Source organism: Ramlibacter sp., assembly GCF_036383835.1.
GTDB lineage: Bacteria > Pseudomonadota > Gammaproteobacteria > Burkholderiales > Burkholderiaceae_C > Ramlibacter.
The window spans coordinates 14,919-30,979 of the sequence record NZ_DASVNN010000019.1; the positions used below are offsets into that span (position 1 = coordinate 14,919).

Consider the following 16,061-nt stretch of genomic DNA (forward strand, 5'->3'; position numbering starts at 1 on the left):
GGACGCCCTAGAGTGCCGGCCACATACAACAACGAAGGAGGGATCATGCCGATCGTCGCCGCCGCCCTGTATTTCGGGCTGGCCATCTTCTGCGCCGTGCATGCGGTGCGCACCCGCCAGAACCTGTACTGGCTGTTCATCCTGTTCGGGTTCCCGCTGCTCGGGAGCCTGGTGTACTTCTTCGCGATCTGGTTCCCGAACTCGCGCCTGCAGCGCCAGGCGATGAAGACCGTGGCCGCCGCCGCCAGGGCGATCGACCCCACGCGCGAGGTGCGCGAGGCGCGCGCCGCCTTCGAGGAAACGCCCACGGCGCAGAACCAGATGCGGCTCGCGTCCGCCCTGCTGGAAGTGGGACAGCCGCAGGAGGCGGCGAAGGAATACGAGAGCTGCCTGCGCGGACCGTTCGCGAGCGATCCGGAGATCCGCTTCGGCGCCGCCCGCGCCTACGTGGAGTGCAACCGCTGGGGCGACGCGCTGCGTTATCTCGAACCGCTCAAGCGCGAGCATCCCGACTTCCGCCCGGAGCCCGTCTCGCTGTTGCTGGCGCGCGCGCTCGCGGGCAGCTCGCGCGCCGGCGATGCGCGCGCCGAATACGAATCGGCCGTGGCGCGCTTCGGCACCTGGGAGGCCAAGGCCGAATACGCGGTCTGGGCGTATGCGGTCTCCGATCTCGCCACCGCGGAGCGGCTGCACGCCGAACTGGAGAAGATCGCCGCGCGCTGGAACACGCTGACGCGCGAGCTCAACGAAGTGTCCGCGCGGCGGCTGCGCGCGGCGCGCGAACTGGCCGCGCGCGAGCGGGCGGCCACCACGAACGCCTGAGCGCGTGGAGGCCCTGCGCGCACGCACCGTGGCCACGCCGCTCGAGGCGTTCACGGTCATGGCGATCTGCTTCGGCCTGCCGATCCATGCCTCGGTGTGGGCCATGCTGAATGGCTTTCCCACCGGCAGCGGAGCCTTCTCGGATGCCAGCTTCGTCAGGCTGATCGGGCACGAGCTGCTCACGGCCTTCGTCGCGCTGTTCTACCTGCGCGTGCGCGGTTGGGACGTCGCCAGCCTGCGGCCGCTGCCCACCGCGGCGGGCGTGGGCATGGGCGTCGTCCTGTACGTCGCGATGTGGGTGCTCGGCGCCATGCTGGTGTCGCCGTTCGAGACGGAGGCGGCGGAGCAGCCGATCCAGCGGATGGTGCAGGAGGCGAAGCTCTCGCTGCCGATGATCGTGCTCACTGCCGTGGTGAACGGGACCTTCGAGGAAGTGTTCCTGCTCGGCTTCCTGCTGCGCGGCCTGCGCGCCCACGGCCTGTCCATCGCGCTGGGCGCGATGCTGCTGGTGCGGGTGCTGTATCACCTGTACCAGGGGCCGATCGGCGCCCTTTGGGTGCTGGTGTTCGGGTTGGTCGTGGGCCTGTACTACATCGCGAGCGGCAAGCTGTGGCCGGCGGTGGTCGCGCACATCCTGGGCGACATCGTCCCGTTCCTCTGGAATTGAACCGGAGGTCGTCCGCGGCGGACGAACGGCGCACGGTGTGCGCTTTGTCCAACGCCGCGATTCCATCTTCGCGCGAGCGCCGATATATTGTCTGCTCGACAAAAGGGGCCGGAGCCCCGGAGGAGGAGCCATGAGCAACGGGAGCGGTTTCTTCGCGATTTCGGACGACCAGCTGAAGCGCCTGCTGTCGGGTGAACTGCCTTACGGGCCGTTCCTGCAGGCGGGCGGCAGCGAGAAGCCGCGCGAGGCGAACGAGCACGCCATCCAGTGCTGGTACGAACTGAGCCAGGTGCTGCAGGCCGAAGCGGCCTGCGGCGTGGAGCAGACCGACAGGATCCCCTCCATGGTGGGCTTCGCCTACGCCAAGGACGTGCAGGCGATCGCCGGCAAGCTCAAGGCGCTGGCCGAGCCCGAGGTCCGCAAGCGCTGCGAAGGCGCGCTGATGGAAGCCTCCGTCGACGACGTGGTGCAGGCCGTGCGCGGCCTCGCCGGTTTCTACGAGCGCGCCGCGGCCCACCAGGACGCCGTGCTGTTCCGCGTCGCGTAAAGCGCCGCATTTCCCGCGCCGCGAGGCGCATGCTTCGTTCGATGTCCGCCAACCTTCCGCTTCGCCTCGCCTCCCTCTGTTCCGCCGCCTACGCCGTCCTGATCGCCAGCGGGGTCGTGCACCACTTCCAGCGCACCGGCAGTTTCCGCATCCTGTTGCGCAGCCTCGCGCAGCCCGGGCTGTGGGTCGTGCTGCTCGTCGCCGGCGTCGTGTGCTGGGGCCTCTGGAAACGCTACGCCTGGGCCTGGTGGCTGGGGCTCGCGGCCGCCGGCTACCAGCTGTTCCGCATCGTCGCCAGCTACGTGCGCAGCCCGATGTTCGGCAGCGTGCCGCACGCGAGCGTGCTGATCTCCGTCGCGCTGCTGCTGGCGATCCTGCTGCTGCTGGTCACGCGCAAGGCGCGGCTGGGGGCGAACCGCTGATACGGTAGCGCGCCAACAGCGGCGCCAGCTTCGCCGGTGTCGGCGGCTTGGCGATGTCCCCCAGCAGCCGCACGCCGCAGGCGAGCGCCTGCGCCGCCACCGCTTCGCGTTCCTGCGCATCGAGCGCGCTGGTGAGGATGAACGCCATCCCCTCGCCGTTCTCCGCGCTCCGGCGCATCAGCTCCATGCCGTCGATGCCCGGCATCATCAGGTCGGTGACGACGATGTCGATCGCGCCGGCTGCATCGCGCAGCGCCGCCAGCGCGGCCTCGCCGTCCTCGGCCTCGGTCACCGCGGCCGCTTCCAGCCGCAACAGCATCTGCGCGAGGATGCGCCGCTGGAAGGCGTGGTCTTCCACCACCAGGAAGCGCAGGCCGGCTGCTTCAGTGGACATCGGGTGCTCCCAGGCAGGCATCGAGCAGCTGCACTTCGTGTTCCAGCAGCGCGAGCGCCGAAGCAATGCTTTCCGGTGCATCGTTCGCCGCGGCTTCCAGCGCGCGGCTCGCCCGCGCCGCTGCCGCGGCGCCCAGCATCTCGCAGGCGCCGGTGATGCGATGCGCCTGCACGGAAGCGGGGCCGTGCGCGCCGGCGGCCACCAGCGCGCGCAGTTGCGCCATGTCGTTGCGCGTGCTGGCGCGAAAGGCCTCGAGCACGGCGTGGCGCGTCATGCCCGTGCTGCTGGCCATCGTGGCGACGAGGTCGTGGTTGATCATGTCCCGTCCGATTCTGGCGCAGCGCCGCGCGTGCGGGCGTGGCCTGCGCGACGCAGCGCGAAACTTTTCACGCACGACGGCATGCGCATTCGCTAGACTGTGCCGTACAGGGCGGATCGATTCGAAAAATGACATTCCATCGCGGGCACCACCCCGCTTCCAGCGCGCAGCGCCTCCGGTGACATGCTCCGGCGCCTGCCCCTTCCTTCCAATACCGCCGTCCATCTCTCCTTTTTTGCCGCGCTACTAATCCTTTCGTTCGTCGGGTTCACCCTGTACGACACCGTCGAGGAAGCGCGCGCCGCGCAACGCGAGGCCGAATTCACGCAGGAAGAACTGCACGCGATGAGCGATGCGATGGAGAGCTTCGCCCGCGCCGAATCCGCGCAGCGCGGCTTCCTGCTCACGGGTCAGTGGGAATTGCTGCAGGACCGCGACAACTGGACGGAGCGCGCGTTGCGCGCCGCGGCGACCATCGAGATGATGACGGCCGACGATCCCGCGCAGCATGCGCGGGCGCGCGAGTTGCGCGCCGCGCTCGGCCAGCGCGTCGCGGCGGCCGCGGAAACCGCGGGGCAGCGCGCTCGCGGCGGGCTGCCGGCCGTTCCGACACAGCAGCTGATGCTGGCGCACGAGTCCGGCGAACGCTTCTACGCGGCGGCCACCGCGCTGTACCAGCAGGAACGGCGCGAGCTCGAGGAGCGGCAGCAGGAAGAGGTGGATCGCCAGCGCACCGCGGCATGGGTGCTCGGCGGATCCTTCGCCGTGTTCCTCGCGGTGCTCATTCCGGCGTGGCTGGGCGTCGTCCACCAGGCCGGGCGGCGGCAGCGCGCCGAACGGCAGATGACCGAGCTGGTGGAACACCTTCCGGCGACGGTCTGGCAGTTGCGCACGCGGCCGCAGCAGCCGTCGCGTTACGTCTACGTCGGCCCGAATGCCGGGCGCGATCGCGGCGTCGCGCCGGAGCAGCTGCTGCGCGACGCCGACAGCGTGTTCGGCAACGTGGTGGAGGAAGACCGGGCCATGCTGCAGCAGGCCACGCGCGACGCCGAATCGCAGGGCGGCTACCAGAGCGAATACCGCATCGCCCTCGCGGACGGAACGGTGCGCTGGGTCCGCAGTTCCGCCGCCATCCGGGAGCAGCACGACGGCTCGCTGCTGTGGACCGGCTACTGGGCCGACGTCAGCGCGCAGAAGGCCCTGGAGCGCGCGCTGCAGGATGCCACCGACGAGGCCAATCGCGCCAACCGCGCGAAGAGCACCTTCCTCGCGACCATGAGCCACGAGATCCGCACGCCCATGAACGGCGTGCTCGGCCTGCTCGAGCTGCTGAACCTCACGCGCCTCGACTCGGAACAGCGCGCCACGCTCACCGTCGTCTCCGAGTCCAGCCGCGCCCTGCTGCGCATCATCGACGACATCCTCGACTTCTCGAAGGTGGAGGCCGGCCGCCTGGCGCTGGACCCGATGCCGGCTTCGGTGCCGGAAGTGATCAGCCGCGCCTGCCAGATCCACAGCGGCATCGCGAGCAGCCGCGGCCTGCTGCTGCAGCAGCGCGTCGACCCGCGCGTGGGCCCGGTGCTGGTGTTCGATCCGCTGCGGGTCGGCCAGATCCTCAACAACTTCATCAGCAACGCGCTGAAGTTCACGCGCGAGGGCAGCGTGACGGTCGCGGTCGAACAGCTGCATCGCACCGACACGACGGAGCGCGTGCGCTTCAGCGTCATCGATACCGGCATCGGCATCGCCGCGTCCGCCGCCGGCCAGCTGTTCGAGCCCTTTGCGCAGGCCGACATCGCGACCGCGGCGCGCTTCGGCGGCACCGGCCTGGGCCTCGCGATCTGCAAGCGCCTGGCCGAGATGATGGGCGGCAGCGTGCGCATGGACAGCAGCGAAGGCCAGGGCACCACGGTCAGCTTCGAGGTGGAATTCCCGGTGGGCAGCCCGGGCGACCTGCTGGCGGTGGCGGCGCGCGACGAAGCGCCGCGCCAGCTCGCGCGGCAGATGACCGCACGCCGCGCCGCACCGGGCGTCGACGACGCGGAACGCGAAGGCCGCCTGGTGCTGGTGGCCGACGACCATCCGACCAACCGCCTCGTGCTGTCGCGGCAGGTCGCTGCGCTCGGCTACGGCCTGCTGATGGCGGAGAACGGCGTCGAGGCGATGGCCCTGTGGCGCAAGCACCGCGTCGGCCTGCTGCTCACCGACTGCAACATGCCCGAGCTCAACGGCTACGACCTCGCGCGCGCGATCCGCGTGGCGGAGCAGGAGCAGGACCGGCCGCGCACGCCGATCGTGGCCTGCACCGCCAACGCCCTCGACAACGAAGGCGGGCGCTGCCTCGCGGCCGGCATGGACGACATCCTGATCAAGCCGGTGAACCTCGTCGACCTGATGGGCCGCCTCGACCAGTGGCTGCCCCTGCCGGACGAGGACGACGCCGCGCCGCCGGCGCCCGTGGCCCCGGCCATGCGCGACGCGCTGCTGGATCCCGGCGTGCTGGAAGCGATCACCGGCGGCGATGCGGCGGTGGAACGGGAGGTGCTGCTGGACTACCGGCAGGTGAACGAGGCGGACCTCGCCGTGCTGGTCGACGAGGTTGTCGATGCCGACCCGGCGCAGGCGCTGCAGCGCGTGCATCGCATCAAGGGCGCGGCCCGCACGGTCGGCGCGCTGCAGGTGGCGCAGGCCTGCGAGCAGCTGGAGCAGGCGCTGCGCGGCGGCGACGTGCCGGGCGCGCGCGGCGCGCTGGCCCACTTGCGGGCGCAGACCGCCCGGCTGCACGGGCACATCGCCGCGCTCACGGACGGCGGCCAGGAGGGAGTGACGACGGCATGAAATCGAACGCATCCCCCTCCATCCGCATCGTCCTGGCCGACGACCACGACCTGGTGCGTTCCGGCATAGGCGCGCTGCTGTCGTCGATCGGCGGCGTCGAGGTCGTCGCCGAGGCGCGCGACGGCACCGAGCTGCTGCAGGTCCTGCAGACCGTGCGGCCCGACATCGTGATCACCGACATCAGCATGCCCGGCATGGACGGCTACACCGCCGCCTCGCGCATCCACGCCGAGTTCCCGGGCGTGCGGGTCGTCATCCTGTCGGCGCACGACTCGGTGGACGCGGTGAAGAAGGCGGTGGCCAGCGGCGCCTGCGGCTACCTGCGCAAGGACGCGCCGCGCTTCGAGCTGGAGATGGCGGTGCGCAGCGTGATGCACACGGGCAGCTACTTCGGCAACGGCGTCGCGCAAATGCTGCTGCAGCCGTCCGAGCCCGAGGTGGACGCGCTGCTCACCGACCGGCAGCGCGAGGTGCTGGTGATGATCGCGCAGGGCCGGTCGGCCAAGGAGATCGGCTACGACCTGGGCCTGAGCTCCAAGACGGTGGACGTGCACCGCGCCAAGATCATGGAGCGGCTGGGGCTCAACGACATCGCGAGCCTCACCCGCTATGCCGTGCGCAAGGGGCTGGTGAAGGACTGATCCCGTTCAGGCCGGGCTCATCGACACCTGGATCGGCCAGGCGTATTCGCCCGGGGCGGCGCCGGCGGCGAGCCGCAGGCGGAAGCGGAACTCCAGGGTGCCGTGGCGGCGGCCCGACCCGCGCCAGTCCATCATGGCCTGCGAATCCAGCTGCACGCGCTGTCCGAGGCCCTGCACTTCCCCGCCCTGGAAGGCGGCGCCGCCGCGCTCGAAGGTGATGGCGTAGGACGGGTCGTTGCCCTCCACGTCCATCTTCACCGGTGTCGCGACGTCGACGTAGCCGCGGGCCACGTCGTCCGCCGACACGGCGACCGACACCGGCTGCGAGGTGACCCGCACCGTGAAGTAGCTCTTCACGGTGGCCCGTGCCACGAGCACGCCCGCATCGGCGTAGGCGGGCTGCACCCAGGCGGCGAGGGCCAGCAGGGCGAGGGTGGCGGCGCGCAGGAACGTGAGGGCTTGGGACATGCAGCGATGGTCCGCGCCGGCAAGGGGCGCGCCGCCAGCCACTGGCGCGCCGGCGCGCCGCCGATTCCTGTGCCGGCACAGCCGATTCCCTATCCCCCTGAGGAGATGGCCTAGCCGGCGGGTGCGACACACCTGCCCGCGCGGCCGTGGGCGCTGGCCCAATCACGGCATGCACTCGATGACCGCCCCGACTTCCACGCCCTCCCGCCACGCCGGCCGCTGGTCGCGCACGGCGCATCGCCATCCTTACGGCCGCCACGAGGCCGCGCTGCACCAGTTCGGCGACACCATGATCGCCGACGCGCAGGCGGCGGGCCGGCCGCTCACGGTGGTGGTGTTCGAGCAGGCGGACCTGCCGGAGCTGCACGTGTTGTTCGGCAGCGAGGCGGCCCGCACGGTGACGGCGAAGTTCAACCAGCAGCTGCAGGCGCTGGCGGGCAGCCGGGGCCTGGCGATGCGGTCGGACGCCACCACCTGGACGGTCCTGATGCCGGGCCTGGACCACGCGCAGGCGAAGAGCGAGGTCGAGCGCGTGTTCGGCCCCAGCCTCGCGGTGGACGTGGAGAGCGAAGGCGAGGAGATCCTGCTGGTGCCGACGATGGAGGTGCGCACCGTCGTCCGCGGGGCCGCGCCGATGCGCCGGATCTACCAGGAGATGCGCGGGCGGATCGCGGGAACGCTGCAGAGGCAGCAGCGGCGCGAAGAAGTGCTGCGGGCGGAGCGCGAGCGGCACTCGCGTCCGGCGCCGCTGACCTGGGCTGCTACAGCACCGGCGCGAGCAGTGCAGTAAGGCGCTCGCGTGCCTTTTCCAGCGGCGGGCGGCTGCGCCACTCCTGCAGCGTGACGCGCCGGCAGTGGCGCAGGTCGGCCTCGAACACCTCGGCCAGCCGCGCGGCGAAGGCCGTGTCGTAGACGTTGAGGTTGGCCTCGTCGTTCAGGTGGAAGGAACGCGGGTCGAAGTTGGTGGAGCCCACCGACGACAGCAGGCCGTCGGCGATCACGATCTTGCAGTGGTACATGGTGGGCTGGTAGACGTGGATCTCGGCGCCGGCTTCCAGCAGCTCGCCCCACAGCGCGCGGGAGGCGTGGCGCACGGTCTGGGTGTCGATGTGCCGGCCGGGCGTGATCACGCGCACCCGCACGCCGCGCTTGAGCGCCGCCACCAGCGCCAGCCGCGTCATGTCGTCGGGCACGAAATAGGCGCTGGCGATGTCGATGGTCTTCACCGCCGCGGTGATCGCGACCAGGTACATCAGCTGCATGCTCTCGCTGCCGCCGCTGGGCGAGCTGTGGAACATCTGCGCGCGCTGTTCGCCCACCGGTTCCAGTTCGGGGAAGTAGTCCGGCCCGTGCAGGATCACGCCGGTGGTCTTGCTCCAGTTGGACAGCATCACGCTCTGCATCTGCGCGACCACGGGACCTTCGATGCGGAAGTGGCAGTCGCGCCAGTGCTCCTCGTCCTGCGCGTCGCCGGTCCAGGGTGGCGCGATGCCCACGCCGCCGGTGAAGCCGGTGCGGCCGTCCACGATCAGCAGCTTGCGGTGGGTGCGGTTGTTGATGCGGCCCAGGTTGTACCAGCGCATCGGGTGGAACATGTGCACCTCGACGCCCGCCTCCTTCATCCGGTCGAGCATCCGGCGGTCGACCTTGATGCTGCCCACCCAGTCCAGCAGCACGTGCACCTTGACGCCGGCGCGCGCGCGTTCGGACAGCGCCTGCGCGAAGGTGTCGCCGATCTCGCCGGACCAGTAGATGAAGGTCTCGAACAGGATGGTGCCGCGCGCCCCGCGGATCGCCTCCAGCATGGCGGGGAAGATCTGGTCGCCGTTGACCAGCGCCTGCGCGCGGTTGCCGCCGACGATGTCGGGCCCGAGCAGCATGCCCATGGCGCGGAAGAACTGCGGGTCGCCGACCGGATAGAGGTGGGGGATCTCGTGCGAGACGCGCTTCTCGCCGGCGCTCAGGTTCACGTAGAGGAGGGCGACGGCGAGCGCCAGGACGACGCTCACGAAGATCCACATCGGTTCGGACATGGGAAACGGCAGGGCCAAAAGGCCCGATGCTACGGAAGCGCGGCCGCCTTGGGGGCCGGATTCCCCGTCGTCCACGAGCGGCGTATCGCCGTGCGCGGCCGTGGATTTCCTCCGCCAAAGGGATGTGGCGGACGCGGTTCGCCGCATCTACATTGGCGAGCCTTGGCCAGGAGGTCCCCATGCGCCTGTTCTCTTCGCTGGCTTTTCTGGGCGTGTTCATTTCCGCTCCCGCTGCGGCTCAGCTGCTGACCTCGGAGCCCGCGCCGGGCACCTTGCGTGCCGGAGCCGTGGTGTACGTGGATGACGGAAGCTGCGGCGCCGATCAGATCAAACAGGTCATTGGCGGCAACCCATCCAAGGGAATCCGCCGGCAAGTCTCCTGCGTGAATCGGCCGGAGAGAAGGCACATCCACTTCATCCACATGGGGGGCAACGATTGCCCGCCATGCCGGGTGTGGCGAGCACTGGAGCTGCCGAAGCTGCAAGCGTCGCCCTTATTCGGGACGATCACGTACAGCTACGTGACCAAGGCCATCGGTTCGCCTGTTCCGCCGGAAGCCTTCCTGCCTCCGGAGGTCAAACCGCTCAAGGCCAAGCTGGACACGGCAAGTTCGGGGCGCAACGGATCGCCGCACCAGGTGCTCGTGGTCGATGGTGAGGTGTACGACTACTGGTTCGGCGAAAGAAGCGCAGAGGAAATCCTTGCTTCCGTGCAGGCGATCGCCACGGGCGCCAAGTACCCCTTCAGCCGCTGCATCAAGCGATCGGGCACCAAGAGCGGCACGTGTGAGATCAAGGGCTGACGCCTGCGGTAGGCCGTAGGGTGGGCAAGCTTCGCTTGCCCACCGTCGTCGTGCGGCCAATGAATGGTGGGCAAGCGGAGCTTGCCCACCCTACGAGGTCGACGAAGCGCCGTCGCTACCGCCGCTTGCGATAACTGTTCATCGCCAGCAGCACCCCCACCACCGCCCCGGCGACCATGGCCTTGCGCAGGAAGCCCTGGCGGTTGTGGCGCCACTCGGCCGGCCCGCCCATCTCCTTGAAGAGGTTGGGCACGTGGCCGCGCGAGAGGTCGTCGACGATGCCTTCGACCACGTTCACGCGGTCGGCGAACAGCAGCATCAGCCAGTGCCGCAGGTCGTTCTCGCCGTAGCGGAAGGCACTCTTGCGGATCAGGCCGGACACGCCCGAGGGCGGCGTGCTGGTGCCGAACACCGGGGTGAGGCCGGGCCGCTCGATGGAATGGAAGACCTGCACCGTGCGCGGCTGCGGCTCGATGTCGTCGGACTGCACGTGGATGAAGCGCGGCGGCGTGCGTTCCTTCGGCACCGCGGGCCGCACGGCCGGATCGAGGTCCGCGCCCCAGCCTTCGATGCCGGCGGGCGGCTGCCTCCGGCGCTCCTGCGGGTCCGTCTTTTCCACGTAGACCGGCGTGTCCCCGGCTGGCTTGTTCATCGCGGCTCCTTCAGTGCAGCTGCAGGACACGGGCGCGCGGCGGGACCAGCACCGGCTTGATGCAGCCGTCCAGCTTGCTGGAGAAGATGTGGTACGCGTCCGCGACCGCCTCCAGCGGGAAGCGGTGCGTGATCACCTCGCTCGGCTTGATGCGGCCGGCCTGGATGTGTTCGATCAGGCGCGGCAGGTGGCGCTTCACGCTGGCCTGGTTGGCGCGCAGCGTGAGGCCCTTGCTGACGACGTTGCCGATCGGCACGAAGTTGAAGGTCGGTCCGTACACGCCGACGATGGAGACGGTGCCGCCCTTGCGCACCGAGTTGATCGCCCAGTGCAGCACGGTGGCCGAGCCGGCCTGCAACTTGAGCGTCACACCCGTGAGGTGCTGCAGCGCGTTGCCCACGGCTTCGGCGCCCACGCAATCGATGCAGACGTCCGGGCCCAGACCGTCGGTCATCTTCTTCAGGTGCATCGCCATGTCGCCGACGTCCTTGAAGTCGACGATCTCGCACTGGGCGAAATGGCGCACGAACTCCAGCCGGTACTCGACGTGGTCGACCACGATCACGCGGCCCGCGCCCATGAGCCAGGCGCTCTTGGCCGCGAAGATGCCCACCGGCCCGGCGCCGAACACCACGACCGTGTCGCCTTCCTGGATGCCGCCCATCTCGGCCGCCTGGTAGCCGGTGGGAAAGGCATCGGTCAGCAGCACGGCGTCGTCGACGTCCAGGTCGGACGGCAGCACGTGCGGGCCGACGTCGGCCATCGGCACGCGCACCAGCTCGGCCTGGCCGCCGTCGTAGCCGCCGGTGGTGTGCGAATAGCCGTAGATGCCGCCCACCGCCGTGGCTTCCGGGTTGACGTTGTGGCAGTTGGAGAACAGCTCCTTCCTGCAGAAGTAGCAGCTGCCGCAGAAGATGTTGAAGGGGACCAGCACGTGGTCCCCTTTCTTCAGGTGCTGCACCGAAGGGCCGATCTCCTCGACGATGCCGGTGAATTCGTGGCCGAAGGTCATGCCCACGCGCGTGTCCGGCACGAGCCCATGGTAGAGGTGCAGGTCGGAGCCGCAGATGCACGAGCGCGTCACGCGCACGATCGCATCGCTGGGGTGTTCGATCCGCGGCTCTTCCTTCTGCGTGGCGCGCACGCGGTACGGTCCGCGATAGTTCATCGCAAGCATCGATTCTCCCTGTGGGTCTGCGGCCCATTCTCCGGAGCCGATCCCAGCCATGGGGCCCTCGGATGCATCCTGTAGCAAACCTCCCCCGCCGCCGGCGCTTGCGACACAATGCGCGGCGACAGCAGGAGCGATGCACAAGGCATGAAGACGATCAGCCTCATCGGCGCGCCGACGGACGTCGGCGCCAGCGTACGCGGCGCCGGCATGGGACCGGACGCGCTGCGCGTGGCGGGCCTCACCGAGGCGCTGCGCGGGCAGCATTGCGAAGTCATCGACCGCGGCAACCTCGCCGGCCCGCCCAATCCCTGGCGTCCGCCCCAGCACGGCATGCGCCACCTGCCCGAAGTGGTGGACTGGAACCGCAGCGTGTTCGAGGCGGTGTCCACCACGCTCGCGATGGAGCACGTGCCGCTGCTGATGGGCGGTGACCATTGCCTGGCGATCGGCTCGATCAGCGCGGTGGCGCGGCATTGCCGGCAGCAGCGGCGCAACCTGCGCGTGATCTGGCTCGATGCGCATACCGACGTCAACACCGAAGCGATCAGCCCCAGCGGCAACATCCACGGCATGCCGGTGGCCTGCCTGCTGGGCCACGGCCCGGCCGACCTGGTGGGCTGGAGCGGCGAGCGCGCGGCGCTCGACGCCGGCAGCCTCGACTTCATCGGCATCCGCAGCGTGGACGCCGACGAGAAGCAGGCGATCCGCGAACTCGGCCTGCAGGTCTTCGACATGCGCCACATCGACGAGCACGGCATGCGCTACACCATGACGGAGGTGTTGCAGGACGTGGACGAGGACACCCACATCCACGTGAGCTTCGACCTCGACTGTCTCGACCCCATGGAAGCGCCCGGCGTGGGCACCGGCGTGCGCGGCGGGCCGACCTACCGCGAGATGCAGCTGTGCATGGAGATGATCGCCGACACCGGGCAGCTGGGCTCGCTCGACGTGGTGGAGATCAACCCGGCGCTGGACGTGCGCAACCGTACGGCGGAACTGGCGGTGGAATTCATCCAGAGCCTGTTCGGCGCTTCCACTCTGGCACGGTAGAGTGCGGGGGTGGAATCCCCGACCCGCCCGACCGCCACCTCGCCCGACGAGGCGCGCCGACTCGACGCCCTGCACCGGCTCGGCATCCTCGACACGCCGGCCGAGGCCGTCCTGGACAGCCTGGTGCGTAGCGCCGCCGCGGCCTGCGCCGCGCCGATGGCGATGCTCACGCTGGTCGACGCGCGCCGGCAGTGGGTGAAGTCGCAGGTGGGGCTCGACGGCTTCAGCGAGATCCCGCGCGCGGAGTCGCTCTGCACCGTGGTGCTGGAAGCGCGCGACTACGCCGAGATTCCGGACACGCGCGCGGACCCGCGCGTCGCCCACATGACCTGGGCGGCCGAGGCGGGACTCGTGTTCTATGCGGGCGCCCCCCTCGCCACCCCGGAAGGCCACGTGATCGGCACGCTGTGCGTGCTCGATCGCGAGCCGCGCGACGGCCTGGAGGTGACGCAACGCCACGCGCTGCAGGAGCTGTCCCGCTCGGTGATGCACGTGCTGCTGCTGCGGCAGGCGGCGCATCGCGCGCTGCATTCCTCCAGCGAGCAGATGTTCCGCGAGCTGTCGGAGACCTGTCCGGTGGGCATCTTCCACACCGACGCGCGCGGCAAGGTGATCTACGTGAATCCGGAGACGGCACGCATCTTCGGGGACAGCTGCGAGTCGCTGCTGTCCGACAACTGGGTCGGGCGCCTCCACCCCGAAGACCGGGATGGCGTGGTCGTGGCATGGAACGACGCGCAGTCGCGGCAGGAACGCTTCGATCGGAGTTACCGCGTGGTCCGTTCTTCGGGCGAGGTGGTGCACGTGCAGGTGCGCGGCCAGGCGGTGCTGCTGCCGGACGGGTCCACCGGCGGCTACGTCGGTTCGGTGGTGGACGTCAGCGAAGACGTCGCCGGCCGCGCGGCGCTCCAGCAGAGCCAGGAGCGGCTGCACCGCGCGCTGGAAGGCTCGGGCCTCGCGCTGTGGGACCTCGACGTCGCGACCGAGAAGATCTACCTGTCCGAGCACTGGGCGGTGATGCTGGGCGGCGAGGCGCGCGAGACGCGGTGCACCGCCACCGAACTGCTGGACCTGGTGCCGCGCGAGGACCTGCCGGCGATCCAGGCGGCCTTGCAGCCGGTGCTGGGAGGACGTTCCAAGCTCTACCTGGTGCAGCACCGCGTGCGCCGCCGCGACGGCTCGCTGCTGTGGATCCACAGCGAAGGCCGCGTGGCCGAGGGCGGCGCGGGCATGCCGCTGCGCATGGTGGGCACCAACCGCGACATCACGGCCAGCAAGAAGGCGGAGCAGGACCTGCGCGAGGCGCGCGACGCGGCCAACGACGCCAACCGCGCCAAGAGCCAGTTCCTGGCGACCATGAGCCACGAGATCCGCACGCCGCTCAACGGCATCATCGGCATGACCAAGCTGATGCTGGACGAGAAGCTCACGCCGGAGGTGCGGCGCCACGCCGACCTCGTGGACCGCAGCGCGCATTCGCTGCTCTCGCTGGTCAACGACATCCTCGACGTCTCGAAGATCGAGGCGGGCCAGATGGAGATCGAGCGGGTGTCCTTCGACCTGCACGAACTGGTGGAGGACCTCGCCAACCTGTACCGCCTGCGCGCCACCGAGAAGAGCCTGCTGTTCCGCGTGCGCATGCACCCGGGCGTGCCGCAGCACGTGGAGGCCGACCCGACGCGCCTGCGGCAGGTGCTCGTGAACCTGCTGGGCAACGCGCTCAAGTTCACCGCCGCCGGCTGGATCGGCCTGGACGTGCGCGGCCGGCGCGAGGAGGCCGCCTACGTGCTGGAGTTCACCGTGGCCGACACCGGCATCGGCATCCCGCAGGACGTGCAGCCGCAGTTGTTCACGCGCTTCATGCAGGCCGACGCCACCACTTCGCGCAAGTTCGGCGGCACCGGGCTGGGGCTGTCGATCGTGCGCCAGCTGGTCGACCTGATGGGCGGCACGGTCGCGGTGAGCAGCGTGCAGGAGAAGGGCTCGCGCTTCACGGTGACGCTGCCGGTGCTGGCCGCGCAGGAGGCGCCGGCCGCCTCGGCCTGGCAGGACCTGCCGGTGGCGGCGCAGGGGGCGCGCATCCTGGTGGCGGAAGACAACCCGACCAACCAGGTGGTGGCCTTCGGCATGCTGCGCAAGCTGGGCTACGACGACGTGGCGATCGCCAACGACGGCCGCGAGGCCTGCGAGATGATGTCTTGCGAGCACTTCGACCTGGTGCTGATGGACTGCCAGATGCCGGAGATGGACGGCTACGAGGCGACGCGCCGGCTGCGCGCGGCCGGCAGCGAGGTGCCGATCGTGGCCATGACGGCCAACGCGATCAAGGGCGACCGCGAGCGCTGCATCGAGGCCGGCATGAACGACTACCTCACCAAGCCGATCGACCTGAAGGTGCTGCGCGGCATGCTGGCGCGCTGGGTCGCGCCGCAGCCCTCAAAGCTGGCGGACCTGCCGCTGTTCGACGAAACGGCGATGCACTCGCGCTTCGGCCACGACACCGAGCTGGAGCAGGTGGCGCTGGCGACCTTCCGCCAGTCGGTGCCGCCGCTGCTTTCCAGGATGCGCGGCGCGCTGGAAAAGGGCGACCGCAAGCAGGTGGGACTGCTCGCGCACTCCGCCAAGGGCGGCGGCTCGATGATCTCGGCGGAACGCTACGCGGCGATCGCGGCGTTGCTGGAGGAGCGGGCGGCGGTGGCGCCGGAAGACGATCTGCGGCGGCTGGTGGAGGACCTCGCGAAGGCCTTCGAGGAGTTCCAGGCGCTGGTCTCCTGAACGTCATCCCCGCGCAGGCGGGGACCCAGGGCTTCCTGCATTTGAAGCGGCGCTGTTGCGCCGCTTTCCGCTTTTTCGCATCGCGCCCGGCTGCCAGCCCCCGCGCGGGCGGGGCCGGGGTCGCGCTGGCATGGCGTCCTTCGCGCCTGCGGCGCTCGGCAGACCTGCGAGGACCGGGCAGGCGGCCCCCGCGACCGAACTCGCTGCGTGTTTGCCCGCGCGCGGTCAAACACTCCGCTCAACCACCGGATCGCGAGAATGAAACGTACGCGTGGCTCGATACGCGCTACGCGCTCTCGTCCCCGCGCTGGTCCGCCTGCCCGGTCCTCGCAGGCGCCATGCCTTCATGCGCGACCCCGGCCCCGCCCGCACGGGGGCTGGCAGCAGGGCAGGGCGGTGGCGCATCGATCGTTGCCATCTCCACGGCGATGGGTCTGGCGTAGGGTGGGCAAG

Annotated in this window: 16 protein-coding genes; 10 read left to right on the plus strand and 6 right to left on the minus strand. The window is 70.1% G+C overall.

Annotated features, from left to right (window positions below; all coding sequences use genetic code 11):
• Positions 1 to 45: 45 nt before the first annotated feature.
• The 4 genes from VF522_RS03515 to VF522_RS03530 all read left to right on the plus strand — a co-directional run bounded on the left by VF522_RS03515 (position 46) and on the right by VF522_RS03530 (position 2,458).
• Entirely contained in the window at positions 46 to 822 is a 777-nt protein-coding gene (locus tag VF522_RS03515) for a tetratricopeptide repeat protein (RefSeq protein ID WP_330906836.1), read from the plus strand.
• Positions 823 to 826: 4 nt separating this feature from the next.
• Positions 827 to 1,489 (plus strand): CPBP family intramembrane glutamic endopeptidase, encoded by a 663-nt coding sequence (locus VF522_RS03520; protein WP_330906837.1) that lies wholly within the window; start codon positions 827 to 829, stop codon positions 1,487 to 1,489.
• A gap of 130 nt (positions 1,490 to 1,619) precedes the next feature.
• Positions 1,620 to 2,036: a hypothetical protein gene (locus VF522_RS03525; protein WP_330906838.1), complete on the plus strand. Its 417-nt coding sequence runs from the start codon at positions 1,620 to 1,622 to the stop codon at positions 2,034 to 2,036.
• A gap of 41 nt (positions 2,037 to 2,077) precedes the next feature.
• Positions 2,078 to 2,458: a hypothetical protein gene (locus VF522_RS03530; protein ID WP_330906839.1), complete on the plus strand. Its 381-nt coding sequence runs from the start codon at positions 2,078 to 2,080 to the stop codon at positions 2,456 to 2,458.
• Here VF522_RS03530 and VF522_RS03535 read toward each other — a convergent pair.
• On the minus strand, positions 2,424 to 2,852 hold the full coding sequence (locus VF522_RS03535; protein ID WP_330906840.1) for a response regulator: 429 nt from the start codon (positions 2,850 to 2,852) through the stop codon (positions 2,424 to 2,426). The genes VF522_RS03530 and VF522_RS03535 overlap by 35 nt on opposite strands.
• Positions 2,842 to 3,171 (minus strand): Hpt domain-containing protein, encoded by a 330-nt coding sequence (locus VF522_RS03540; RefSeq protein ID WP_330906841.1) that lies wholly within the window; start codon positions 3,169 to 3,171, stop codon positions 2,842 to 2,844. The genes VF522_RS03535 and VF522_RS03540 overlap by 11 nt, the downstream gene beginning before the upstream one ends.
• Positions 3,172 to 3,354: 183 nt before the next feature.
• On the opposite strand from VF522_RS03540, the gene VF522_RS03545 reads away from it, so the two are divergent.
• Both VF522_RS03545 and VF522_RS03550 read left to right on the plus strand, forming a co-directional pair.
• Positions 3,355 to 6,009, plus strand: coding sequence for a hybrid sensor histidine kinase/response regulator (locus tag VF522_RS03545; RefSeq protein WP_330906842.1), 2,655 nt, complete (start codon positions 3,355 to 3,357; stop codon positions 6,007 to 6,009).
• Complete coding sequence (locus VF522_RS03550; protein WP_330906843.1) at positions 6,006 to 6,650, plus strand: response regulator transcription factor; 645 nt, start codon at positions 6,006 to 6,008, stop codon at positions 6,648 to 6,650. Before VF522_RS03545 ends, VF522_RS03550 begins: the two co-directional genes overlap by 4 nt.
• A 6-nt stretch (positions 6,651 to 6,656) precedes the next feature.
• Here VF522_RS03550 and VF522_RS03555 read toward each other — a convergent pair whose 3' ends face one another.
• Positions 6,657 to 7,118 (minus strand): hypothetical protein, encoded by a 462-nt coding sequence (locus VF522_RS03555; protein ID WP_330906844.1) that lies wholly within the window; start codon positions 7,116 to 7,118, stop codon positions 6,657 to 6,659.
• Positions 7,119 to 7,287: 169 nt separating this feature from the next.
• Here VF522_RS03555 and VF522_RS03560 point away from each other — a divergent pair, with 169 nt between their 5' ends.
• Positions 7,288 to 7,908 carry a hypothetical protein gene (locus tag VF522_RS03560; RefSeq protein WP_330906845.1) on the plus strand — a complete coding sequence of 207 codons (621 nt, stop codon included), beginning with the start codon at positions 7,288 to 7,290 and terminating at the stop codon, positions 7,906 to 7,908.
• Here VF522_RS03560 and VF522_RS03565 read toward each other — a convergent pair.
• Positions 7,880 to 9,151: a phospholipase D-like domain-containing protein gene (locus VF522_RS03565; protein WP_330906846.1), complete on the minus strand. Its 1,272-nt coding sequence runs from the start codon at positions 9,149 to 9,151 to the stop codon at positions 7,880 to 7,882. The genes VF522_RS03560 and VF522_RS03565 overlap by 29 nt on opposite strands.
• Positions 9,152 to 9,330: 179 nt before the next feature.
• On the opposite strand from VF522_RS03565, the gene VF522_RS03570 reads away from it, so the two are divergent.
• A complete protein-coding gene (locus VF522_RS03570) occupies positions 9,331 to 9,954 on the plus strand; it encodes a DUF6719 family protein (protein WP_330906847.1) in 624 nt (207 codons plus the stop codon).
• A gap of 115 nt (positions 9,955 to 10,069) precedes the next feature.
• Here VF522_RS03570 and VF522_RS03575 read toward each other — a convergent pair whose 3' ends face one another.
• Both VF522_RS03575 and VF522_RS03580 read right to left on the minus strand, forming a co-directional pair.
• Complete coding sequence (locus VF522_RS03575; protein ID WP_330906848.1) at positions 10,070 to 10,606, minus strand: hypothetical protein; 537 nt, start codon at positions 10,604 to 10,606, stop codon at positions 10,070 to 10,072.
• A 10-nt stretch (positions 10,607 to 10,616) separates the two neighbouring features.
• On the minus strand, positions 10,617 to 11,783 hold the full coding sequence (locus VF522_RS03580) for a zinc-dependent alcohol dehydrogenase (RefSeq protein WP_330906849.1): 1,167 nt from the start codon (positions 11,781 to 11,783) through the stop codon (positions 10,617 to 10,619).
• Between the two features lie 141 nt (positions 11,784 to 11,924).
• On the opposite strand from VF522_RS03580, the gene rocF reads away from it, so the two are divergent.
• Positions 11,925 to 12,833, plus strand: a complete 909-nt coding sequence (rocF, locus tag VF522_RS03585; protein ID WP_330906850.1) for an arginase — start codon at positions 11,925 to 11,927, stop codon at positions 12,831 to 12,833.
• 9 nt (positions 12,834 to 12,842) lie between these two features.
• Entirely contained in the window at positions 12,843 to 15,608 is a 2,766-nt protein-coding gene (locus VF522_RS03590; protein WP_330906851.1) for an ATP-binding protein, read from the plus strand.
• Positions 15,609 to 16,061 lie beyond the last annotated feature (453 nt).